Raw genomic sequence first — 21,877 nt, 5'->3', positions numbered from 1 at the left:
GTGGAAGAACCGACAAATTTGGCTCTTACGAGATCACAGCGAGTCCTGTAGTTGCTTGAATTGCCCCTGGATCAGCGCCTTTGAGCAATTCATCTACCAATTCAGCGCGCGACACAGAGACCAAGTCTGGCGACAACTCGAATGAGCGCAAACAATTAGAGCTTTCTCAGACTCAAATTCAGCGGCATGTCGAATCTCATCTCGCCGTTACGGTTACGACACAGCACAGTTCACCACCCAATTACCAGTATAGTTCTCTCGATGGCGAACTTTATGTCGTCTCAGATGATGTCGTGTTTGATACTTCATCTGAACCCAATGATCCCCAAGCAACGCTGGAAAAAGCCCAACTAATACGAATGGCGTCCATGGCACCCACTGATCCCACACCACAGGATCGTAAAGCCTCTCAACAAGCAATTATGATGGCTGCACAAGAAAAAAGTGAGATTAATACCGCTTCGATTGAAACATTGGGTAACCATGTCGATGTACTTGTGTGATGACCTGAATTTACAAATGAAATCCAACGGCGTGGGTTTCAGATAACGCCCGCATCTCGACACGCCTCCTCTCCAAATTCGAATTCAATGGTCGTATGCGCGAGATCGAACTCTCTGAGACGATCAGCAATTGTCCTTTTCAAATGAAGTTGCTGCTCCAAGGTTAATGCGCATCGCAATACCAAATGTGCAGTAAGCACATGATGCTCACCATCGAGTGACCACAGGTGTAGGTGGTGAACACTACGGACGTCATCAAGCGTGGACAGACATTGGTGAAGTGACTCTGACAGTGCTTTGTCGGGTGCTGCCTGAAGAAACAATCGAGTGGTACTCCAAAGGTTTTTTTCTACACCGAACAAGATATAGAGGGTAAAAACGATAGACAGTGCTGGATCTAAAATAGGCCAATCTACAAAAAGCAGCACAATGGATACAATCAGGACAGCCACCCAACCCAGTACATCTTCCAATAAATGCCAGTTCAAGACTTTTTCGTTAAGTGTTTTCCCATGACTAAGCTTGTACGCAGCGAATCCATTGACCATGACACCAAAAATGGCCAATCCCAACATCCCTTCGACGACAGGCATTTCAGGTTGCAACAGTTTTGGGATAGCCTCTGACAAGACCCAAGCTGACCCTGCAATGAGTACCAAGCCATTGATCAAGGCACCTAATAACGACAGGCGGCGATATCCGTAAGTAAAATCAGTATTAGAGTCTTTCTCACTGACCTTGCTGAGTAACCAAGCGAGGCCGATGGAAATACAGTCGCCCAGGTCGTGAACGGCATCCGCCATAATGGCGGTGCTGTTGGTCAATAGGCCGCCGACAATTTCAATAAGCGTAAAACCCAGGTTGAGAAAAAACGCCCAGCCAATACGTTGTGAACTGCTGGTGTGACCGTGATTATGCATAGCCCCTCCGCTAGGCGTTTCCGGTGTTGTGGCGCTGGTGAGGACGCAGCCAGCGCGCACAACACCGGGAGTGTTAACGACCGTCTATAGGTAGCGCCTGCTCAATGGGGCTGACATACACCCATCCGGAAATGTTAGCACCAATTTTTCCAGTTTTACGGATGATAGTTGTCACCGCATCAACCTGTTCGTCTTCGCAGGCTAGTGATAATTGAACTTCTGAAATCACCACGCCAGCTTCGGACGAATAGGCCAGCTCCTGTTCCCCTAACGGCTTCAAGGTGCCTTTGATATCAAGCATTGCCATGTTCTTGTAGCCTGCATCGTGTAGTGCATCGATTACGTCGGCAGTTCGTACATGATGAATGAAGGCCGTGATTAGTTTCATGTGAATATTCCTATAAAGTGTTGCTGTTACGTTAGACGACACGCGGCATGAATCACATGCCGCGAGCTTTAGTCAGTTATTGTGCAATGGATTCGCCATTTCCATTCAATGCTTTCGGTTTTCGCCATGCAAGACGATACAAACCAGGCAACACCAACAATGTGAGTAAAGTAGAAGAAAGGATTCCGCCAATAACTACTGTGGCTAAGGGCCTTTGTACTTCGGCCCCAGTACTGGTGTTGAGCGCCATGGGCAAAAAGCCGAGCGCGGCCACCAAAGCGACCATCAATATCGGCCGCAGCCTCAGCATAGCTCCACTCTGAATCGCAGACTCGATGACTTCGCCACGATTAAGCGCGTCCCGAAATGCGGATACCATCATAACCCCCGTCAGCACCGATACCCCGCACAGGGTGATAAAACCGACACCGGCAGTAATTGACAGCGGTATGTCACGCAGCCACAAGGCGATGACGCCGCCGGTCAGCGCCAGCGGCACGCCACTGAATACCAGTGCGGCATCTTTAGCTGAGCCAAAAGTCATCATCAACAGGGCAAAGATCATCACCAGTGTCACAGGCACCAGCAAACTTAACCGTTGTGACGCCGATTGCAGTTGTTCAAAGGTACCGCCGTATGCTAGCCAATAGCCGGGCGGTAACTTGACCTGCTGTGCTACTTTGCCCTGTACTTCAGCCACAAACCCTCCCAAATCACGACCGCGAACATTGGCGCTGACCACCAATCGGCGTTTACCGTTTTCTCGGGAAATTTGATTGGGACCGGGTGCCAGCGTCAGTCTGGCGACCTCACGCAACGGCACATAGCCACCGCCCGGTAAGGGTACGGGCAAACGCTCCAGGGCGCTCACGTCGGCCCTTAATCGTTCTGCCAAGCGCACGACGATCGAGAAACGTTGGTCACCTTCAAAGATCAGCCCAGCCTCTTCACCGCCTGTGGCGGCAGCGACGACGTCCTGCACATCGGCAACGTTCAAGCCATAGCGATACAGGGCGGAGCGATCCGCTTCGACTGACAAAATGGGTAAGCCCGACACCTGTTCCACCTTTACGCCTTCAGTGCCCTCTATACCGTTCAGTACAGCGGCGATTTCGCTTCCCGACTTCAACAGTTGCTGCAAATCATCGCCGAATACCTTGATCCCTAAATCCGATCTGACACCTGAAATCAATTCATTAAATCGAAGCTGGATCGGTTGGCTGATCTCATAGGCATTGCCGGGCAACAACGAAAGTTTTTCACCCATTTCTTCCAGCAGGTGGGCTTTGGTTTTATCGGGATCAGGCCATTCACTTTTGTCTTTCAGCATGACATAGCCATCAGAGATATTGGGCCCCATGGGATCGCTGGCGACTTCAGCGGTTCCGACACGCGAGAAGTAGGTTTTGACTTCAGGCATTTCCAGCACGGCTTTTTCCAGGCGAAATTGCATATCCAGGGATTGGCTGAGGCTGGTGCCGGGTATTCGCAACGCCTGGACGGCGATATCACCCTCATCCAGGTTCGGGATAAATTCAGTCCCCATTTTAGTTGCGAGTGTTCCTACGATAATCACGAATATCAGGGTCATTGACAGCACCCAAACGCGAAACTTCAGGACCCACGCCAATACTGGTGCGTAAAGCCACTTGGAAGAACGAACTATAAAATTTTCCTTCTCCTCAATGTGTCCGCGCATGACAAGTGCCGCAGGAACGAAGGTCAGCGACAACACCAATGCGGACAACAGTGCCATGATTACCGCCATCGCCATGGGGGTAAACATTTTTCCTTCCACGCCGGTCAGCGCCAGAATGGGCAGATTCACCAGAATTACCACGAGCACGCTGATTAAACTCGGGGTGAAGACCTCACGAGTGGCAGCAAACACCGTTTGAAAGCGCTCGTCCAATTTCAAGGTGCGCCCAAGATGGTGTGGCGCCCCGCCAGCCGCAAAATGCAGTTTTCGACAATGGCGCGGGAAGTGTGGAAAGGCACCTGGGCGGGAACCAATGGTTTCTGTCGCCCGGTTTGATGTGGACACATCAGAATTTTGCGTTCAAGGCAGGCTTACAACTGCCCGTCATCGATGATTTGTCCGCCGATCAGGAGCAAGACGACTACCGTGCCAAAATTGAGCTGGAATGGCACCTGTAAAGAGACAACCGTTTTAGGAGTTTAACCATGAGACAGTGTTTACTTATTGCAGCATTAATGATGCTTTCATTTATGGCGCAGGCGGCTGACAGGCGCTATGAGCTGCATGTTGATGGCATGGCCTGTCCTTATTGTGCCTACGGGATCGAAAAGAAAATCAAAGCGCTTGATGGCGTAGATAAATCCAGTGTGATTATCAAATTGAATGATGGATTGGTGATCTTTGAGGCGGACACGCTGGAACCCATGAATCAAGCATCGCTTAAAACCTTGATCAATGACGCCGGGTTTACCTTGCGCCAATTCCAGGTGCAACCCGTAAAGCCTCAAAAAGAATGATCGCAATGATTAGATTTCGATGAACACTGAACAGGCGAAAACCGATACCTCTCTTTTCAGCGGCCTGGGGCTCGCGCTTATCGGTACCACCTGTTGCGCGCTACCAATTGTATTGGTCGCGCTTGGGCTCGGAAGCGCTGTGGCTTCGATGGTGGCCGTGATGCCTTGGTTAACGACATTGTCGCAGTACAAAGTCGTCACATTTTCCTTAACCGCTGCCGCATTAGTTTATAGCTACTGGCGATTGCATCGGATCAAAGTCTGCGCTCTAGCGGACAAAAACCGCTTGCGATGGCAAAAGGCAGTATTGTGGGCGAGTACAGTGATACTTCTGCTTTCCCTTTTTGCGGCTTACGCCTTGCTGCCGCTCACTTTGTGGTTGCAAAGCCTGTCATGAGCGCAGAAACTGAAAGCCAGTCAGTCTTAGTGGAAGTATTGACGGCTTCCGGATGCGGTCGTTGTCAGAAAATAAAAGCGCTGGCAAAAGCGGTGATCGCTGAATTGAACGACGACCGGGTGCGCTATCAAGAGATCAAGTCAGGAGATTCTGAAGCGATTGGAGGAGCCTTCAGCACCTCAAGGTAAAGCGCACTGATGGATACCACAGCCTGGATGCAAATGGGCGGAGTTGCCGGTCTGGGTGCGGCTTTATTGGCTGGTTTTCTGTTCAGCTTTATGCCGGTGGCTTTCGCCTCCATTCCTGTTGTACTGGCCTACGTCACTCGCGCACGCGCTTTCCGTGAGGCGGTCAGTTATGGCCTGGCCTTTGCCGCCGGGCTCATACTCACCCATGTGGTGTTAGGTATCGGTGCAGCGCTGGGTTTGCTCTGGACGGGCTGGTTGAAAATTCCGTTACCCTGGTTGCCATTGCGGGGAAAACGCGCGGCGACGCTCTGGGGAGCCTTCTTATTGGGTATGCCGTTTACGGTCGGGATCTGTCCGGTCTGTTCGCCGGGGTTATGGATCGGACTCGGTGTTAGTGCCTCGATCGGATCGGGTTTTTATGGTGGTTTGTTGATGTTGGCGTTCGCTCTCGGTCGGGTGATCCCGCTTGCCGTGGGTGCTATCAGCATCGGCTGGTTGGAAAACCTGAAAACCATCGAGTGTTGGCGTCGTGGTTTTGAGATTGCAGGAGGCATCACGCTAATGGCCATTGGGGCTTACCTGCTCAATGAAAGTTATTTACTATGAAAAAGTGGCTCATGGCTGTTTCTGGTTTTAAATCATGATGCGAATTGGTGAAGTGGTCGCAACATTGGAAATCAGTGCTGATACCCTGCGTTATTACGAAAAAATCAAACTGGTGCCCGAAGTACATCGCAATGATGCTGGAGTCCGACTGTATTTCGATAAAGATCTCTCACGACTGCGCTTTATCAAGCGGGCGCAAAAGATGGGATTTAGCCTGAATGAAATCAAACAGCTACTTCAGTTTCGGGAAAACCCGCAAAAAGCCAAGCCCAAAGTCCGGGAACTGGCGCATCACAAGCTGGAAGACATTCAACATCATCTGGAGGAATTGACCACTTTGCGGGACGAACTGCGACTGCTCACCAATCTGTGTGGTTCCAGTGACAAGGGTTGTCCAATCCTGGAGTCTTTCGACGGCGAAACGAGTGAGCAATGAAAGAAAAACTCAAGCACTTTACCGCGAACAATCCGGCCTGAACCGTACAATGTCAATATGAGTTCTCTAAGAACAGCAACGCCCCTCTTGTTGAACAGGCGGGCATGGTACCGAACCGTAAGAACAATACACACAACAATCACCGGGTTTGGGTTTAAGTACAGCGTGACAACCTTCGCACTCATAGAACCACTGGCAGGCATCCGTCGGCATGGTTTCGAGCTTCTTATGGCCACATTTCGGACAGGTCAATTCTGAATCTAAAATCACATTTGAGGTCATGACGTACTTCCCTGTACGCCACCCTTCGGGCAGCTGAGCTGTGCAAAACGCCTTTCCTGTCGTTTTGTCATGGCGTTTCTGTTTCCACAAGGGTTGAGGGATAACCGGCATTGGTGGTCGCTTCAATGAGTTTCCCTGCGCTGGTCTGAGTATCCTCAAAAGTGACCACCGCCTGCTTGTGTTCAAAACTGACCTCGGCCTTGGTGACGCCTTTTACTTTGCTAAGGGCCTTCTTGACCGTGATCGGACACATGGCGCAGTTCATGGTTGGCAGGTTCAGAGTTACAATCTGAGGTTTAGCCCAGGCAGACAGGCTGGTGATGGTGAATACAAGGGCTATTGTGATTTTGTGCATGATTCACTCCAGTCTTGGGCAACGCATTTTTAAACCATCAGGGGAATCCAGTAGCTGCTGGTGACAAGAACCAACGCGATGATGGCCATGATCCAGAAAATAACCCGTCGGCGTTTTCGCGTTTGCGGTACGGCGCAGGCGGTGCCCGGCTCGCAGCCCTCAACTGGCCGGTGGATCTGCCAGCCCGCCCAACCCAATAGCATCATCACGATGGCGATAAAGACGGGACGATAGGGCTCCAGCAGAGTCAGGTTCCCGATCCAGGCCCCGCTGATCCCCAGTGTGAGTAAAACGAACGGGCCGATGCAGCAAAGGCTGGCGCCAACAGCAGCCAGCACCCCGCCGATCAGGGGTAGATTATTTTTGGCGAACTCGTCGTTTGCGGGCATGGCGGACTCCATGGAATGCATTCAATGAAGCCAGTGTAAACGCCGTACTTCGGTACGGAGTCAAGTCCGACTCAGGAGAGGTCTTTGTCAGGTTGTAACGACTCCACAATCGGACAGGCTGTGTTGTCGGGATTGGAGCGGCACTGGGTGACTAAACCCTCTAAAACACGCTCCAGGCGGCACAAATCGTTGATTTTTGACCGCACGCTGACCAGTTTACTTTCCGCCAACTCCTGGACTTCCGAGCAATGGGATTCGCCCAGTACCAAGAGGTTTTCGATCTCCTCCAGAGTAAAGCCCAGTTCCTGGGCACGTTTGATGAATAAAATCCGTGCCAGGGTGGCCTTGGTATAAGTGCGGTATCCTTGAGCCGGTTTTGGAGGCTGAGTGATGAGGCCACGGCGTTCGTAGTAGCGGATGGTTTCGACGCTGACTTGTGCAGCTTGCGCTAATTTTCCGATGGAAAATAGACTCATGGCAAAGCCCCTTCTTCGCAGTCCCAATTAATAGCCGCTTGTGGAAAGCAGATCGAAAAGGAGGTCATACCGTAATCTGAAGACACGTCGATACTGCCGTAGTGTGCTTCCACGATGGACTTAACAATCGCCAAGCCCAATCCAGCCCCTTCACTCTGGCGCTGACGTGAAGGATCAACCCGGTAGAAACGGTCGAAAATTCTGGGCAAATGTTCTGCGGGAATTTCCGGCCCCGTATTCTGTACGCTGAGTAAAACCTGCCCTTCGTCCGACACATCCAGACGAACCTTCACGCTTTCTCCCTCGGGTGAGTGGCGTATCGCATTGGATAACAGATTGGACATGGCGCGCCGCAGCATGGCACGATCACCCTTAATTTTCGGCGCCTGTCCTTCCAGCATTAACTGTATGTGCTTTTCCTCTGCCAGCGCCTCAAAAAAATCAAATAGCTTACGGACTTCCTGAGCCATACCCAGTGACTCCCATACCGGCTTAAGCAGTCCATGCTCGCTTTGAGCCAGCCAGAGCATGTCGTTGACCATTTTTGCCAAGCGTTCCAATTCTTCCAGGTTTGAATAGTGCAGTTCGCGGTATTCAACCAGGCTTCGTGACTTTCCCAGAACGACCTGAGTCTGGGTGATGATATTGGTAAGAGGCGTGCGCAATTCGTGGGCGATGTCGGCGGAGAAATGGGACAAGCGGGCAAAACTGTCTTCCAATCGGCCAAGCATAAAATTGAATGAAGAAACGAGATTTTGAAGTTCCCCGGGCACCGCCTCGGAATCAAGTCGCACATGCAGGCGATCAGCCTGTATTTCACGCATGGCTTCGCTCAACCCGCGCAGTGGCGCATGCCCCTGATGCACACCATACCAGGCCGCCAATAGCGTCACCATGCCTGCGAGTAACATGATAAGCCATAAGCTACGACGAAAATTCTCCAGAAATTGGATATGAGCATCCATGTCAATGGCGGTAACGATGTAGTATTCTTGGCCACCCACCTGGGTTTGCGTGATGGTTCCCCGGTAGGTTTTCCCATCTCCCTGCCAGTGATATACGTTGCCAACCTGAATACTGGACACCGGGGCAAAGGTATTAATAGGTTTTGCAAAATCGTTCGCTGAGGGGCCGTAAATCAGGCGCTTTTCCTTATCCCAGACCTGAAAATAGACACCGTGATGACCCGATATCGCGTGCGACAACGCCTCACCCAAGTGTGAAGAGCCGTCACCCGTTTTGCGTAAGGCTCGATCCACAGCCCTTGTCATGACCTCCAACTCGTCAGCGTCCTGTTCGGCGAAATGGCGCTTGACCGCGTTGTCCACCAGATAACCAATCACCAGAAGACTTAGCCCAATGGCAAGGGCAACAAAGGCCATCACCCGGGCGGTTAGCGATAGTGGATGCTTGCCAAGACGACTACTCCACATCATGCTCGTCATCCACTTCCAGCTTGTAGCCCATCCCCCTTACCGTGTGAATCAATTTAGGCTCAAAATCGTCATCTATCTTGGAGCGCAGGCGACGGATGGCCACATCGATCACATTAGTATCGGAATCAAAGTTCATGTCCCACACTTGCGAGGCAATCAGCGAACGCGGTAGCACTTCACCCTGGCGGCGAACCAGCAACTCCAGCAAGCAAAACTCTTTATGGCTTAAGTTGATTTTACGACCCGCACGCGTGGCACGGTGCCGAGGTAAATCCAGAGTGAGATCGGCTACGCGAATCTGGTCAGTCATTACGGGCACAGAACTGCGGCGCAATAACGTTCTTACACGGGCCAACAACTCGGCGAATGCGAAAGGTTTAACCAGATAATCATCCGCACCCAACTCAAGGCCCTTAACCCGGTCATCAATGCTATCGCGTGCGGTTAGGAAAAGTACCGGGGTCTGACGTCCAGCCTCGCGCAACGACTGAATAATGCGCCAGCCATCGACATCCGGCAGCATGACATCCAGCACCAACAGATCGAAGGTTTCCGTCATGGCCAGGTGATGACCATCTAAACCATTTCGCGCCAAAGTGACCATAAACCCGGCCTCCGTCAGCCCCTGCTGTAGATAATCGCCAGTCTTGATTTCGTCTTCGACCACCAATAGCCGCATCGTTGTCCTACTCCGTCGTTTCAGAATGGGTTTGGAAACAGCATAAACCTGGCTAACCCGCAGGAAGATGACACCCAGATTACAACTTTGTCATTCTGGAGTCATGCGGGTGTCAGGCATGCCTGGCTAGTATGCGGGACCAAGATATGGAATAACCAATATTTCCCTAACAAGAGATTGACCAATGACCTCATGGTTTCCCCAACCCAAGCCGTCCTGGCAGCTGAGTCGCCGCCGATTTGTGCAGGGCCTGGCCGCTGGTGGTGTACTGGCCGCCACACCGTCCTGGTTGCAGGCTGCCGTAAGCAGCACGACTTCACTTGGCTCAGCACCCGTGCTCAGCGGGCGTGAAATTGATCTGGTCATCGCAGAGACGCCGGTCAATTTTACCGGTGTCACTCGGATGGCCACGACCATCAATGGATCAATCCCGGCCCCAACCCTGCGCTTGCGCGAAGGTGATGAGGTCACAATCCGCGTGACTAATCGCCTGCCCGTGGCCACCTCGATACACTGGCACGGCATTCTGTTGCCTTATCAGATGGATGGTGTGCCCGGCATAAGCTTCAAAGGTATTGCACCCGGCGAAACCTTTATCTATCGCTTTACACTGCGCCAGAGCGGCACCTACTGGTACCACAGCCATTCCGGTTTTCAGGAAATGACGGGGATGTACGGCGCTTTGATCATCGAGCCCCGCGCAGGTGAAAGACATCACACCGATCAGGATCACGTGGTGCAGCTCTCTGACTGGACTGACGAAGACCCCATGCATGCCTTCAGCAAGCTGAAAATGCAGAGCGATATCTACAACTTCAGCCAGCCTACGTTTTTTGATTTTACCCGTGATGTATCGAACATGGGTCTTCAAGCCGCATTGGATAAGCGTCAGATGTGGAATCAGATGCGTATGAATCCAACGGATTTAGCCGATCTGTCGGCGGCTACGTTCACGTATTTAATGAATGGCACTGCTCCTGCTAGCAATTGGACGGGACTGTTTAACAAAGGAGACCGAGTAAGACTGCGTTTTATCAATGCTGCCAGTAACAGCTTCTTTGACGTGCGCATTCCCGGCTTAAAAATGACCGTCATCCAATCGGACGGCCAAGATGTTGAGCCAGTAAGCATCGATGAATTCCGTTTTGGTCCAGGTGAAACTTACGATGTGCTAGTAGAACCTAAAGACGATGCTTATACCCTCTTTGCACAAAGTATGGAGCGTAGCGGTTATGCTTTAGGCACACTGGCCACTCGCCAAGGCTTGTCGGCTTCCATACCAACACTTGATCCGGTGGAATGGCTGACCATGACCGACATGATGGGCGCCATGAGTCACCAGGAAATGAACCAAAAAGGTATGGATCACAGTGCGATGAGCATGGGTAATATGGATATGGGGGGCATGGATCACTCCAACATGCACGGTGGCATGGCAATGGATCACAGCCAGCACAGCGGCCAAAGTATGCCGGGTATGAACCAGGCCACACGCAGTCCTCTCGCCAAGCCCTCGTCTACCGTGCGCCACGCACGCACGGAGTATGGCCCATCTGTCGATCAGCGCGTCAATACACCCCGTACTACTTTGGATGATCCTGGCATAGGCCTTCGAGATCTAAGCGAAAAAGGACTACGACCACAGGGCCATCGCGTACTAACTCTGGCAGATTTAAAATCCATTGACGGCATTTTGGATGACCAGCGCGAACCCGTGAGGGAACTCGAACTCCACCTAACCGGTAATATGGAACGTTACAGCTGGTCGTTTGACGGGCTCGAATTTGGCAAAAGTACGCCGGTATCATTGCGCCATAATGAACGGGTCAGAATCATCCTGCAAAACGACACAATGATGACCCATCCCATGCATTTGCACGGCATGTGGAGCGAACTGGAAACTGATCAGGGGGAACTGCGGGTGCGTCGTCATACTATACCGGTACAGCCCGCCCAACGAATCAGTTACTTAACTACACCGCATGACCTGGGCCGCTGGGCCTGGCATTGCCACCTGCTGTTTCATATGGATGCGGGCATGTTCCGTGAGGTGGTAGTGTCATGAGAATGGGAATGAAAATGAAGACTATGAACTGGTTGGCAGTGTTGGTGCTATTTGCCACCAGTTTGCACGCGAATTTTGTCCTTGCACAGATGGATCAAGGCGAGAAGAAAGCGCAAGGTGGTAGCGCACCCGCTGACGCCCGCGACCCTCACGCCTACTCGGATGGTTTTAGTTTGACCGCTAGCCCCTACGTTCAATCAGGGTCGCCACAACTGAAGCTGGCCGATGAACATAGCTTTTGGGCGGTACTAGGTGACCGTTTCGAATACCAGGAAGACAGTAAAACCGGTAGTGAAACCATAGTTTACGACCTCCAGGCATGGTACGGCACCACCTTCGATCGACTCGTCATCAAGGCGGAAGGTGATATTGCAAGTGGAACCTTGGAAGAAAGCTCCACCGATCTGCTCTGGGGTCATGCGCTGAACGCCTATTTTGATACCCAACTTGGCCTGCGATTTGACCAATATAACGAAGGCAAAGATCGCCAATGGTTGGCGCTGGGTCTACAAGGGCTTGCCCCCTATTGGTTTGAACTGGATGTTACCGCCTATGTGGGCGACAACGGTCGGACCGCACTAGCCGCTGAAGCTGAATATGAATTATTGCTGACACAACGCCTGATTTTACAACCCCGCGCTGAGCTGAATCTGTACGGCAAGGGCGACCCGGAAAATGGTTTAGGCTCCGGCCTGTCGGATCTCGCGTTGGGTGTGCGTCTGCGTTATGAGTTCAGCCGTCAATTTGCCCCCTACATTGGAGTGGAATGGACGAGCACTTATGGCGATACAGCGGATTACCGGCGCGCCGCAGGCGATGATCGCTCTGACACCCAGATCGTCGCGGGCCTCAGGTTCTGGTTTTAATAATTAACATTGTCTGGTCAACATGACTTTTACTCCTCCGAGGAAACACTCAATGAAACGTAAACTTCTATCCCCCGTTCTCGTTCTCGCTGCCCTTGGCGTGACTTTTTCAGCTCAAGCCCATGATCCTAAGGAGCACATGAAAGACGCAGAAAACCCGAATTGCGCCGCAATGAAGGATATGGATCACAGCAAGATGGATATGAACGATCCTGTCATGCAAGCCATGATGAAGCAGTGCATGAAGGATATGCATCACAGCGATGGTGACTATTCAATGAGCCACGAAGATGCTAGTGAAGATGGCCAGAAGAAAGCTTCAGATGAACAACACTCTGAACATCAGCACTAACGCATAAACCTAAGGAATGTCCTATGCCAACGCTCACCGCATTTATTAGGAGCCTGCTTATCGCTACGGTCATTGGCCTGGTGGGCGCTGGCTTATTTATCTACTCGGGCCTATATCCCATCGGTGCCGACGTGCCCCATAACAAACTCAGTTACTGGCTGCTGGAAACCCTGCGCGAACGATCCATTGCCCGAGCTGCCAGCGATATTCAAATTCCTAGTAATTTGAATACGTCCGATCGATTGTTGGCTGGAGGTGCTGACTACAACGATATGTGTGCAGGCTGCCACCTCAAGCCGGGTAAAAATGAGAGTGACTTTACCATCGGCCTGTATCCTTCCCCACCTAACTTGACCGCCACGGCAGATGCCCATGGGCATGAGCATGGCAGCGACACAGGTAGTGAAGAAATAGCTATTCAACGCCAATTCTGGATTATCAAGCACGGCATTAAGGCATCGGGCATGCCCGCTTGGGGACCAACTCACAGTGACGACCGGATTTGGAATATGGTGGCATTTCTACAAAGGCTTCCATCACTTACGCCGGATCAATATCAGATACTGACAGCAAGAGGCAATACAAGCGATTCGCACGACCACTGAATTTATCGCCATCGAAAAATAATTAAATCCGCTTAGGCAATCACGACTCTAAATCCATAAATATGAAAAATCACATGTTGAAAAGATCTCTCTCCATATTCGTATTTTTCTACCCGCTGTTATTTGTTGAATTGGCTTATCCACACTCTGCACATGACCCCATAAAAGACATTGAAAAATATGACCGCACAGTAGCGGAACGGCAAGCAAGCTTCCAAACCCTTGGCAGCTCTCCGGAGCGTATGCAGAACCTTCAGGATCAAGTCGACAGAATGCAAAGAAAACTACTTGCTATGAGAAATCTGATGGCCAGCGACTATCCACACGTCAAGGAAAAAATGAGTAAATACAAGTACGATTACATGGGCACGGTAGATGAAATGCTAGCGCAATTAAAAATAACACTTAAACAAACGGATTCATTGTTTGATAAATGAGATATGGTAATGGAAGAGAATCCAGAAAGACCCAGCAGCTAGACAGTGGATATAGCGATTCGCCCTATGCCGGCTAAGGTATTTATTACTGGTGGCGCTGTGTTCACCATGGTGTTATGGGCAATATGCTTCCCGCTCATCTCCCTTAGTTTACCCTATGCCCCGATTATGTTGACGGCATTTCTTAGAGCAGCGATTGCGGGTTTCTTTTTAATTGTCATCGCTTGGATGCTAGGTAGACCTTTCCCAAAGTCCACTAAAGTCTGCCTCTATATCCTTGGCATTGGTCTAACCGCAACGAGTATTGGGTTCTGGGGCATGTTCTATGCGGGCAGCCTAATCACACCCGGACTGGCAACCGTACTCACCAACACACAACCTCTAATTGCCGGCCTTCTGGGCTGGCATATTCTGAACGAACGCATAGGGAAGCGGGCACTGCTGGGTACTCTACTCGGTTTTTCAGGAATTGTGGTCATCAGTGCGGAAAGTCTTTTCGCCACAGATGTTCAGTCATTGAGCGGTATTGCCTATGTTGTTATTGCCGCTGCGGGTTTAGCGATCAGCAATATCTTGTTGAAGAAGTCTGCTAATCGTGTCGATGTGCTATATGCCATGGGATTCCAGCTCTTACTGGGGGCTATCCCCCTGTCGCTATTGGCCTTTTTTAACACTTCCTTGCCGCCCCTGAGTTGGAACTGGGATTACGTGTGGATCTTACTGGCACTGGCATTGCCCGGCACTGCTCTGCCATTTATTCTGTGGTTCTGGCTGATGGATACTGCGCCATTATACAAAATCAATGTCTACAGTTTTCTAACGCCTGTATTCGGGCTGTATTTAGGTTACACATATTTTGCTGAGTCGCTATCTTCAATACAGTGGCTGGGTATTTTCCTGGTTATAGCCGCCATACCTCTGGTGAATTCGTCAACCAGAGCAGTGGTATGAGGAAATATGAAATCGGATAATCTACCTGTATGACAGGCTGAATCGATTTACTAACAAGGTGATGTGATGACAAGTTCAGCGAAGAAAAAGCCATCCTATAAAACAGAACTCAGAGAGCTCCAAATACAACTCGTTAAACTTCAGCGGCACATTATCAAAAACGACCTGCAACTGCTGGTCATATTTGAGGGCCGGGATGCCGCCGGTAAAGATGGTGTCATCAAGCGAATCACTGAGCATCTAAGCCCGAGGGAAACGCGAGTCGTCGCCCTGGGAAAACCCTCTGAGCGCGATACCAATAGCTGGTACTTCCAACGTTACTCAGCCCACCTGCCAAGTCGGCAGGAAATGGTCCTGATGAATCGCAGCTGGTATAACCGCGCGGGTGTGGAAAAAGTCATGGGCTTTTGCTCGGAAAAAGAATATAAGCAATTTATGAAAGCGGTCGTACCGTTTGAAAAGATGCTTTGCGATACAGGTATCCAAATTATCAAATACTATCTCGATATATCGCGGGATGAACAGCAAAGTAGATTAGATGATCGACGAATTAATCCATTAAAACAGTGGAAGATCAGCCCAATTGATACTACAGCTATCGAGCACTGGGACGATTACTCCCTTGCCCGTGACAAAATGCTACAGCATAGCCATAGCGATCATGCCCCCTGGTATATCGTCAAAGCCAATAATAAAAAGTGCGCTCGTCTTAATGTCATCCGACATTTGTTATCGATTGTAGATTGTCCTGATAAAGATCAGCACTTGATGAAGCCGGATTCAGGCACCGTATATCCGTTTAACGAAAAACTTTTAACCGATAAGAAGATGTTACGTTAATTGTTCGAACTAATTTTCCCTAACGTATGTAAGCATCACTTGCGTACCTCCGCATCATACGGTGACTATTAAAAAATGAAGCATTTTACCCAATACTTGCTTTCATCACCTTGATCCATCCTTTGTGGTTATCGTAAAAACGGCAGTATTTTTCCTTCCAGTTTGTTATACAGCGCACCAGAATCATCACTGCCAGCATTGCTCTCACTGATAACGCTCCCGCGATGCCCACAAGGCAACTCTGTGTCCACCTGTCGTGGAGAACACTCAGGTTAGCGTCACCATTAAATGTCTCTTTCATGCCACTTTAGATCTGCGAAATCAACCTACCGGGATAGCGAACACCACTATCAGAGCCAACATCATCGCCATCGCCGAAAATGACGTTAATAGAATCACGCACTGTACTCCGGTTAACCGGACAGCCCTAAAAGTAGCCGCTATTGCCACCAGGCACTGCAACAGGTAGTACGCCGCAAACACACGCGATGCCAATGTCACAATATCAAACACATTACCGGTCCAAACCAACAAGATCGCTACCGCCACAAGACCGATATAGCCCAGTCGAGATGAAAGTCGGCTACCGCTCAGCTCACTGAACAATCCCCCTGCCCCCACTGTGTCGGCAACGGCAGCACTGAATTGACTCATCACCGCCGCCAGTATCAATAGCGCGGGCAATATTTCGGCAACACGACCCGCCAGGGTAATAATCGCCGTTTCATCGGCAATACCATGAAACTCCATCAACAGAGGCAGCCCCGTAATCACAAACAGCAGATAAATACCGCCGGCGATGAGTTGCGCCAATCTCATTGATCGCACCCGCATTGCAGGATCATAGGCGTTGCCCAGGTAACGCGAGGTTTCGAATCCCTGCACAATCAGCAGCAGTCCCGCCAACAGCCTGATACTTTCAATTCCGGTAAGGTTTTCATTCGGATTAATAAGGGTTTGATCACTGACGATCCAATGCCAATCGAACCCAACCAGACCAATCAACAATGCAGCGATGATGGCCAGCTTGATTGCCACCGCGGCTTCTTCCATTTTCTCCAGCCCACCGAGGCCGCGAAACCAACCCACGATGGCAATAAATAACAACACTACCGTGGTCAGCACATTTTCGATCACCGCATCACGGTGACCGCCAAAACGCAGTACAAAGGACGCCAGCAAACGTACGTAGAAAGCGACCGAGACAATATAAGCCAATCCCAGGGCGAGGTCCGACAGGCGTTGTAACGGCATAACGATGCGGAAATGCCCGGCATCGGCAAGAAGTGGCTCGGCATGGATAATGTTGAAACGGATCACAGCACCGATCGCAAATGCCACCAGGAGAATACCCAGCATCGCAACCGGAGCCCACGCCGCCACGACATGAGTCAGCAACGGCCCGGAAATCAGAAATCCGCTGCCGATAATCGACGCCAGTGGTGTCACCGTGGCTCTCCAGCGCGCAGCATTGCGTACTGTCGGCAGAAATAAAACTACCACCGCGACTAGTGCCACACCAGGTAAAACAAAATTAGACATTGACCTCCATTATGGACGGTTGACTTGATTTGTTGACAGCATCTGTAATATCACCATCATTTCAGCAATCGGTGTCGAAATATAAATTTTTACCCCGTATTTTCACGTTAAAGAGAAGAAGCCAAATTCTCTTTAAACAGGGGTGCACGCGATATAGGTATATTGAAGATCAACCCCTAAGATTCTCTATACCAAGGGCTAACAGATTTCATCGCCAACCATTAGTGACGGCATCACACCCATAGCGAGACAGCGAAGTAAAACGGACTGAATTCATATTTTGTTTTACTTTCAACTTCCTCCGTGGCAGCTACCGTCCCCGCCGGGATGCGCGAGATTATCAAGTTCACACTCCTCGCTGTAATGAATAAATCCGCGTTTTACCCGCTCCAACATACCGGAATGTAGCTTTGCCGCAGTTTGCTCGATAGTTGCTTCGATTTCCTCCAAGGAAACTTGAAAAAGATCGTAACTCACGTAAAGGCAGTGCCCCTCAAATCTGAGTGCTTCTACCCCCATAAGAGACAACAGGGATTGATCCAGTGTGGCTTTAAGTTCGTCGCCAACAGCCTCAGCGAAACCAATGCGACGTGTTTTCAGTGCCGCCTGTCCCTTTTGCTTTGGCGACAAGCCATGTTTGGGGTCGCCCACAAACAGGTGAGGGTGCTCTTTAAATCGCTCTAGACACTGAGATGAACAAAAGTAGTGATCGACGCCCTGATATTTGAGCGACAAAGATCGATCTATTTTTGTCATTTGACATACGGGACAATGTATTGTGAATTCACGTTTGCTCATTGGCCTCACCTTCTCTAATACTCCACCATCTGCTGATGTTTACTAATAAATAGGGGAGTGCGTAAATAAGAAGCCGATGCTTAGTTTCATTAGGTTCATTCATGCGCTTTTCCGCCACTTAACCACCTGATGTTTAAATTTGAACAGCAGACATCAATGCTGACGCTGGTGCTTACCGTCTTCGTGTAGTAGTCGTTGCCGTCTATTCGAATGCAAGAACCACCTCTCGCCCGCTGCGATCAGTAACATCGCGATAAGAGCAACGCCGATAACCCACGGGTCAGCGTTCAGTTTCACCCAAACAAAACCGATCAGTGCCAGCAAATCGAAAACAATGGCCACAATGGGCACCCAGCGCTTGGCTTTTATTTCATCCGCCAAATAACGAATCACGCCCCAATGAATGGCGATGTCCATGACCAGATAAAAGACAATACCCAGGGCGGCTATCCGCGACAGGTCAAAAAAGGCCGTAAGAAAAATACCGAGTACCACGGTATAGACAAGTGTATGTTTTTGGATGCTTCCCGGCATACCGAAATGGCGATGAGGAACCAGTTTCATTTCGGTCAACATGGCCAGCATCCGGGACACCGCAAAAATACTGGCAAGAATGCCGCCCGCAGTTGCCGTCATGGCAATTGCGACTGTAAACCATACTCCGTATTCTCCAAGCGCTGGTCGCGCAGCCGCTGCCAGGGAATAATCGCGAGTATCTATGATTTCACTCAGGGATAGGTTACTGGCCACTGAAAAGCCAACCAGGGTGTAGATGACTACACACGCAACAATAGAGATAACGATAGCTCTTCCAACATTTCGCTTAGGATCGATTACCTCGGATCCACTGTTGGTAATGGTGGTAAAACCTTTAAAAGCCAGAATCCCGAGAGCGGTAGCACCAAGAAAATTTCCGGAGGTTTCAACGTTATCCGTGTGACCGAAATCTAGCGCCAGGCTATCGGCCACCCACACACCGATAATGCCGAACACCAAAATGCCGCCAATCTTTAACACCCCGATAAACCCAGCTACCTTTTGAATAAAGCGGTTACTCAACAAATTGACGATAAACGCAAAAATAATCAGCCCCACACCCAGCATCGCCACCGTTCGCCCGGATTCATCACCACCGAATAATTGCATGGTATAGGAGCCAAAAGTCCGCGCCAGGAAGCTCTGTGCAATCACCATGGAGAAGTACATCAACAGTGCATTGAATGCCGTCGGTAAGCTGTCGCCATAAGCCTTGTGTAAATACATCCCTATCCCTCCGGCGGAAGGGTAGGCATTGGAAATTTTGACGTAAGAGTAGGCACTGAAAGAAACGACCACCGCTGCTGCCAGAAATGCCAGCGGGAACAGTACGCCCACCATTTCCGCCATTTGCCCGGTCAGGGCAAAAATACCCGCGCCTATCATGACTCCGGTCCCCAGCATCACGGTACCGGAGAGCGTTAGGCTACCCTTATCATAGTGAGTCGTGCGACCATCTTTATCCATCAATCTTCTCCTAAACTCATCTTTTTCAAAGTCGCTGCTACAATGAACCGGGCGCTACATTGATTTGCCTCCAGCAAGCCCAGCGTATCTAATGTTCCACCGCGGTTTCGATAACCAAATGCCAAACAACGGTCATTGCCCAAATCCAGCGGCCTACAAGTGCCCAGCAATATTTCAGGTCGCATATGGGATACAAAAATCCGCAAACGAATCTCATCGTCAAACAACTTGGTCTGCTGCGATGACGAACAGACAAATGGCTGTTCGTGCCTGTCGCGCGGAATACGAAAACGGCCAGGCTCAAGCAAATAAGTAATACGGCAGCCAATGCCTTTTTCTCTGAGACGCTGACCAACCTCACGACAAACCTGGAGTTGATAAGCACCCACCGCAACTAATTGAACATCAACTTTATCATCTTCTTCCAATGTCAACGCTCCATTTTCAACTAACTGCTGAGCTTGTTCGTAACTGAATGAAACCACAATTTCCTGTTTAGGTATGGTCATGGCCCAAACCTGGCCCTGGCTCTGGTAACAGGCATCGAGACAAGCAACCGCCGTACTGGCATCAGCGGGATATACGACGCGTGCCATATCACTCATTTCACCCAGTAGAACTTCACCAAACGCGGAATCCTGATGGGATTGCTCATTTTTGCCGTTCTCCCACAAATGCGAAGTAGCGATAACCGGCAACGATAACCAGCGCGGATGTCGATTCAGTTCTTTTTGGTGCCGCGCAAAAATGATTTCCTGCCGCAAGGCACCAATCATTTTCATGGCAAAGGCTTCATAGCTGACCACCAGGTTCATACCACCTTTATTCGCCAGTGCCGCACTCACTACGGCTTCCTCATTCAGAGCGGTAATGACAGCCCCTTGTATCGACTCGGCCACACCGTCTTCCGGGTTTAACACCCGGTGTTTGAGAAGGTCCAGCGTTTGGCCCATGCGGTTACTGCGTAGCTCATCAGGGTTGCCGATACGTACGCGCACGCCCGGATTGGCGAGATGCCACTCACACAAGCGCTTATCTACGGCTGCCATGGGTGACAATGCTTGCCCCTTTTCGCACTGTGGTGAAGCAGTAGGTAGTTTTAAAACGACATCACGCTGACCGAGCGCATGGTATTTTTCCGGTACCCGGTTATCTGCCTTATGTTGTGTTATTTTTTCGATTGCACTGGTCAGCTCAGTACGCGGCAGAAAGAGCCTGGCAGCGTGTTCATTGAATAGCTGCCGAGCCGCGGCATCGCTACGAGGGTTGCCGGGCAAAGACGTGCCGTGGGCTGCATTGGTGCCACCACCGTAAAAACCGTAGCCTTTTTCCGTTTCGGCAATCAGGTACGGCAGTTTCACCGGATAACACATTTTTCCTGCACGAATATGTGCACTGCAGGCTTGCAAGCGTGCTTCAGATTCAAATATTCCCCAGATAAACGCAGCTGGATCGCGCCCGTCGATGGCGATCGGATGAAATTCATTCTGCTCCAGATGTTCGTAAAACCAGGGCAGACCTCCCTGCTGGTACATGTTGGAACGCTGATCGATACGCCGACCATTGGCAATCATCACCGGCGTTACCAAGCCACAATCCTCGGCGCGCCACCAACGGCTGGCCCAATCACTGCCGCGTTGCTCTTCAAAGGCGCCATCGCTCAAAAATGCCACCAATCGTTCGCCGGGCAGTGGCATATGCACGTATTGTAGCTCCGCAAAACCCAAATACCCGCCTTCAATCAAACCGCCCGCCGTGTGTGGATTGACATGGCTGCCTACTGGCACTGCGGGGCGACCATCATCCGTAATCGCGTAGCTGTAAAAATCCTGCGCCAATTGCGATAGACCTTCATCACTTAGGGGGTAGCGCTCCGCCTGTTCCGGATAGAGGTTTTGCAGTAACACATTGACCGCGTCGATGGCCGCCACACAGTGGCCCTGACCCATCAACCAGCTTCGTGTGATTCCCGCCAGGTGGTTAGCCACCATGTAAGCGACATAGGCAGGCACCATATTCAGGGAGCCACCGGTATGCCCCTGTGGATTGGCTTTAAAATCTTCAGCGTCGAGTGCGCTACCGGAAAAATCCACTTTGGTGCTATAAGTCATATGCACCACCAACCACATGGCCGCACTGGTCAGCCGGTCGGTAGCCGACAAAATCTCCAGAACCTCATCAATCTGTTTGAAGCGCCCCTCACACACCAGTTGCTGGCACAGATCAAATATGCGTACCTGTGTTTCATCGCTGTGCTGTATCACCCCGTAACCGTTTGCCCAATGAGCAAACGCTGGGTAAGTCTCGCGGTACATCCTGGCTCGTTGCTCAACACGGTGATCGTTTTGTTGGTCTATCACATACATG

Annotated in this window: 27 protein-coding genes; 14 read left to right on the top strand and 13 right to left on the bottom strand. The window is 50.6% G+C overall.

The features are described 5' to 3' along the window. Positions 1–80 precede the first annotated feature (80 nt). A complete protein-coding gene (locus B2R29_RS06230) occupies positions 81–503 on the top strand; it encodes a putative metalloprotease CJM1_0395 family protein (protein ID WP_068435020.1) in 423 nt (140 codons plus the stop codon). 38 nt (positions 504–541) lie between these two features. Here the strand turns inward: B2R29_RS06230 and B2R29_RS06225 are convergent, their stop codons facing one another. The 3 genes from B2R29_RS06225 to B2R29_RS06215 all read right to left on the bottom strand — a co-directional run bounded on the left by B2R29_RS06225 (position 542) and on the right by B2R29_RS06215 (position 3,729). After that, positions 542–1,423 (bottom strand): cation diffusion facilitator family transporter, encoded by an 882-nt coding sequence (locus B2R29_RS06225; RefSeq protein WP_068435019.1) that lies wholly within the window; start codon positions 1,421–1,423, stop codon positions 542–544. Between the two features lie 73 nt (positions 1,424–1,496). Next, positions 1,497–1,811 (bottom strand): P-II family nitrogen regulator, encoded by a 315-nt coding sequence (locus tag B2R29_RS06220; protein ID WP_068435018.1) that lies wholly within the window; start codon positions 1,809–1,811, stop codon positions 1,497–1,499. A 76-nt stretch (positions 1,812–1,887) separates the two neighbouring features. Next, the gene (locus B2R29_RS06215) at positions 1,888–3,729 is read right to left on the bottom strand and encodes an efflux RND transporter permease subunit (RefSeq protein ID WP_301180257.1); all 1,842 of its coding nucleotides are present in this window, start codon (positions 3,727–3,729) and stop codon (positions 1,888–1,890) included. 17 nt (positions 3,730–3,746) lie between these two features. On the opposite strand from B2R29_RS06215, the gene B2R29_RS06210 reads away from it, so the two are divergent. The 6 genes from B2R29_RS06210 to B2R29_RS06185 are packed head-to-tail and all read left to right on the top strand — an operon-like array spanning position 3,747 to position 5,934. Beyond that, entirely contained in the window at positions 3,747–3,968 is a 222-nt protein-coding gene (locus tag B2R29_RS06210) for a hypothetical protein (RefSeq protein WP_297533578.1), read from the top strand. Positions 3,969–3,995: 27 nt separating this feature from the next. Next, entirely contained in the window at positions 3,996–4,307 is a 312-nt protein-coding gene (locus B2R29_RS06205; protein ID WP_068435017.1) for a heavy-metal-associated domain-containing protein, read from the top strand. 19 nt (positions 4,308–4,326) lie between these two features. Further along, the gene (locus B2R29_RS06200) at positions 4,327–4,704 is read left to right on the top strand and encodes a hypothetical protein (protein WP_297533579.1); all 378 of its coding nucleotides are present in this window, start codon (positions 4,327–4,329) and stop codon (positions 4,702–4,704) included. After that, positions 4,701–4,892 carry a hypothetical protein gene (locus B2R29_RS06195; protein WP_301180256.1) on the top strand — a complete coding sequence of 64 codons (192 nt, stop codon included), beginning with the start codon at positions 4,701–4,703 and terminating at the stop codon, positions 4,890–4,892. The genes B2R29_RS06200 and B2R29_RS06195 overlap by 4 nt, the downstream gene beginning before the upstream one ends. A 9-nt stretch (positions 4,893–4,901) precedes the next feature. After that, a complete protein-coding gene (locus B2R29_RS06190) occupies positions 4,902–5,498 on the top strand; it encodes a cytochrome c biogenesis CcdA family protein (protein WP_286838969.1) in 597 nt (198 codons plus the stop codon). A gap of 34 nt (positions 5,499–5,532) precedes the next feature. Beyond that, positions 5,533–5,934: a heavy metal-responsive transcriptional regulator gene (locus tag B2R29_RS06185; protein WP_286838971.1), complete on the top strand. Its 402-nt coding sequence runs from the start codon at positions 5,533–5,535 to the stop codon at positions 5,932–5,934. 66 nt (positions 5,935–6,000) lie between these two features. Here B2R29_RS06185 and B2R29_RS06180 read toward each other — a convergent pair whose 3' ends face one another. The 6 genes from B2R29_RS06180 to B2R29_RS06155 all read right to left on the bottom strand — a co-directional run bounded on the left by B2R29_RS06180 (position 6,001) and on the right by B2R29_RS06155 (position 9,551). Next, the gene (locus B2R29_RS06180; RefSeq protein ID WP_286838972.1) at positions 6,001–6,216 is read right to left on the bottom strand and encodes a GDCCVxC domain-containing (seleno)protein; all 216 of its coding nucleotides are present in this window, start codon (positions 6,214–6,216) and stop codon (positions 6,001–6,003) included. 67 nt (positions 6,217–6,283) lie between these two features. Next, on the bottom strand, positions 6,284–6,571 hold the full coding sequence (merP, locus tag B2R29_RS06175; protein ID WP_068435009.1) for a mercury resistance system periplasmic binding protein MerP: 288 nt from the start codon (positions 6,569–6,571) through the stop codon (positions 6,284–6,286). 29 nt (positions 6,572–6,600) lie between these two features. Further along, positions 6,601–6,960, bottom strand: coding sequence for a mercuric transporter MerT family protein (locus B2R29_RS06170; protein ID WP_068435077.1), 360 nt, complete (start codon positions 6,958–6,960; stop codon positions 6,601–6,603). Between the two features lie 71 nt (positions 6,961–7,031). After that, positions 7,032–7,436, bottom strand: a complete 405-nt coding sequence (merR, locus tag B2R29_RS06165) for an Hg(II)-responsive transcriptional regulator (protein WP_068435007.1) — start codon at positions 7,434–7,436, stop codon at positions 7,032–7,034. Continuing rightward, positions 7,433–8,872 (bottom strand): heavy metal sensor histidine kinase, encoded by a 1,440-nt coding sequence (locus B2R29_RS06160; protein WP_301180255.1) that lies wholly within the window; start codon positions 8,870–8,872, stop codon positions 7,433–7,435. The genes merR and B2R29_RS06160 overlap by 4 nt, the downstream gene beginning before the upstream one ends. Further along, a complete protein-coding gene (locus B2R29_RS06155; protein ID WP_301180254.1) occupies positions 8,859–9,551 on the bottom strand; it encodes a heavy metal response regulator transcription factor in 693 nt (230 codons plus the stop codon). Before B2R29_RS06155 ends, B2R29_RS06160 begins: the two co-directional genes overlap by 14 nt. Positions 9,552–9,735: 184 nt before the next feature. Here B2R29_RS06155 and B2R29_RS06150 point away from each other — a divergent pair, with 184 nt between their 5' ends. The 7 genes from B2R29_RS06150 (at position 9,736) to ppk2 (ending at position 15,667) form a co-directional block, all read left to right on the top strand. Then, entirely contained in the window at positions 9,736–11,616 is a 1,881-nt protein-coding gene (locus B2R29_RS06150) for a copper resistance system multicopper oxidase (RefSeq protein ID WP_301180253.1), read from the top strand. 8 nt (positions 11,617–11,624) lie between these two features. Next, the gene (locus tag B2R29_RS06145; protein WP_301180252.1) at positions 11,625–12,482 is read left to right on the top strand and encodes a copper resistance protein B; all 858 of its coding nucleotides are present in this window, start codon (positions 11,625–11,627) and stop codon (positions 12,480–12,482) included. Positions 12,483–12,534: 52 nt separating this feature from the next. Continuing rightward, complete coding sequence (locus B2R29_RS06140) at positions 12,535–12,834, top strand: hypothetical protein (protein WP_301180251.1); 300 nt, start codon at positions 12,535–12,537, stop codon at positions 12,832–12,834. Positions 12,835–12,857: 23 nt separating this feature from the next. Then, positions 12,858–13,439 (top strand): c-type cytochrome, encoded by a 582-nt coding sequence (locus B2R29_RS06135; RefSeq protein WP_301180250.1) that lies wholly within the window; start codon positions 12,858–12,860, stop codon positions 13,437–13,439. Positions 13,440–13,513: 74 nt separating this feature from the next. Next, positions 13,514–13,876 (top strand): hypothetical protein, encoded by a 363-nt coding sequence (locus tag B2R29_RS06130; protein ID WP_301180249.1) that lies wholly within the window; start codon positions 13,514–13,516, stop codon positions 13,874–13,876. Positions 13,877–13,921: 45 nt separating this feature from the next. After that, complete coding sequence (locus B2R29_RS06125) at positions 13,922–14,827, top strand: DMT family transporter (RefSeq protein WP_301180248.1); 906 nt, start codon at positions 13,922–13,924, stop codon at positions 14,825–14,827. Positions 14,828–14,893: 66 nt separating this feature from the next. Beyond that, complete coding sequence (ppk2, locus tag B2R29_RS06120; RefSeq protein ID WP_301180247.1) at positions 14,894–15,667, top strand: polyphosphate kinase 2; 774 nt, start codon at positions 14,894–14,896, stop codon at positions 15,665–15,667. A gap of 321 nt (positions 15,668–15,988) precedes the next feature. On the opposite strand, the gene B2R29_RS06115 is transcribed toward ppk2, so the two are convergent. From B2R29_RS06115 to B2R29_RS06100, 4 genes are all read right to left on the bottom strand, one after another. Continuing rightward, positions 15,989–17,209: a hypothetical protein gene (locus B2R29_RS06115; protein ID WP_301180246.1), complete on the bottom strand. Its 1,221-nt coding sequence runs from the start codon at positions 17,207–17,209 to the stop codon at positions 15,989–15,991. A gap of 291 nt (positions 17,210–17,500) precedes the next feature. After that, entirely contained in the window at positions 17,501–18,007 is a 507-nt protein-coding gene (locus B2R29_RS06110; RefSeq protein WP_301180245.1) for a YHS domain-containing protein, read from the bottom strand. Between the two features lie 153 nt (positions 18,008–18,160). Then, entirely contained in the window at positions 18,161–19,510 is a 1,350-nt protein-coding gene (locus B2R29_RS06105; protein ID WP_301180244.1) for an APC family permease, read from the bottom strand. Continuing rightward, entirely contained in the window at positions 19,510–21,876 is a 2,367-nt protein-coding gene (locus B2R29_RS06100; protein ID WP_301180243.1) for a xylulose 5-phosphate 3-epimerase, read from the bottom strand. The genes B2R29_RS06105 and B2R29_RS06100 overlap by 1 nt, the downstream gene beginning before the upstream one ends. Position 21,877: the final 1 nt, after the last annotated feature.

Origin of the sequence: Thalassolituus sp. UBA3500, assembly GCF_002377545.1 — a bacterium.
Classification (GTDB): Bacteria; Pseudomonadota; Gammaproteobacteria; order Pseudomonadales; family Oceanobacteraceae; genus Thalassolituus.
Note: the sequence above shows the minus strand (reverse complement) of the source record. Positions and strands in the feature narration are given on the sequence as shown.

Coding starts and splice junctions, on each gene's coding strand:
- B2R29_RS06225 (WP_068435019.1), bottom strand. CDS start 1,423: ATGCATAATCACGGTCACACCAGCAGTTCACAACGTATTGGCTGGGCG.
- B2R29_RS06220 (WP_068435018.1), bottom strand. CDS start 1,811: ATGAAACTAATCACGGCCTTCATTCATCATGTACGAACTGCCGACGTA.
- B2R29_RS06205 (WP_068435017.1), top strand. CDS start 3,996: ATGAGACAGTGTTTACTTATTGCAGCATTAATGATGCTTTCATTTATG.
- B2R29_RS06200 (WP_297533579.1), top strand. CDS start 4,327: ATGAACACTGAACAGGCGAAAACCGATACCTCTCTTTTCAGCGGCCTG.
- B2R29_RS06195 (WP_301180256.1), top strand. CDS start 4,701: ATGAGCGCAGAAACTGAAAGCCAGTCAGTCTTAGTGGAAGTATTGACG.
- B2R29_RS06190 (WP_286838969.1), top strand. CDS start 4,902: ATGGATACCACAGCCTGGATGCAAATGGGCGGAGTTGCCGGTCTGGGT.
- B2R29_RS06185 (WP_286838971.1), top strand. CDS start 5,533: ATGATGCGAATTGGTGAAGTGGTCGCAACATTGGAAATCAGTGCTGAT.
- B2R29_RS06180 (WP_286838972.1), bottom strand. CDS start 6,216: ATGACCTCAAATGTGATTTTAGATTCAGAATTGACCTGTCCGAAATGT.
- merP (WP_068435009.1), bottom strand. CDS start 6,571: ATGCACAAAATCACAATAGCCCTTGTATTCACCATCACCAGCCTGTCT.
- B2R29_RS06170 (WP_068435077.1), bottom strand. CDS start 6,960: ATGCCCGCAAACGACGAGTTCGCCAAAAATAATCTACCCCTGATCGGC.
- merR (WP_068435007.1), bottom strand. CDS start 7,436: ATGAGTCTATTTTCCATCGGAAAATTAGCGCAAGCTGCACAAGTCAGC.
- B2R29_RS06160 (WP_301180255.1), bottom strand. CDS start 8,872: ATGATGTGGAGTAGTCGTCTTGGCAAGCATCCACTATCGCTAACCGCC.
- B2R29_RS06155 (WP_301180254.1), bottom strand. CDS start 9,551: ATGCGGCTATTGGTGGTCGAAGACGAAATCAAGACTGGCGATTATCTA.
- B2R29_RS06150 (WP_301180253.1), top strand. CDS start 9,736: ATGACCTCATGGTTTCCCCAACCCAAGCCGTCCTGGCAGCTGAGTCGC.
- B2R29_RS06145 (WP_301180252.1), top strand. CDS start 11,625: ATGAAAATGAAGACTATGAACTGGTTGGCAGTGTTGGTGCTATTTGCC.
- B2R29_RS06140 (WP_301180251.1), top strand. CDS start 12,535: ATGAAACGTAAACTTCTATCCCCCGTTCTCGTTCTCGCTGCCCTTGGC.
- B2R29_RS06135 (WP_301180250.1), top strand. CDS start 12,858: ATGCCAACGCTCACCGCATTTATTAGGAGCCTGCTTATCGCTACGGTC.
- B2R29_RS06130 (WP_301180249.1), top strand. CDS start 13,514: ATGTTGAAAAGATCTCTCTCCATATTCGTATTTTTCTACCCGCTGTTA.
- ppk2 (WP_301180247.1), top strand. CDS start 14,894: ATGACAAGTTCAGCGAAGAAAAAGCCATCCTATAAAACAGAACTCAGA.
- B2R29_RS06115 (WP_301180246.1), bottom strand. CDS start 17,209: ATGTCTAATTTTGTTTTACCTGGTGTGGCACTAGTCGCGGTGGTAGTT.
- B2R29_RS06110 (WP_301180245.1), bottom strand. CDS start 18,007: ATGAGCAAACGTGAATTCACAATACATTGTCCCGTATGTCAAATGACA.
- B2R29_RS06105 (WP_301180244.1), bottom strand. CDS start 19,510: ATGGATAAAGATGGTCGCACGACTCACTATGATAAGGGTAGCCTAACG.
- B2R29_RS06100 (WP_301180243.1), bottom strand. CDS start 21,876: ATGTATGTGATAGACCAACAAAACGATCACCGTGTTGAGCAACGAGCC.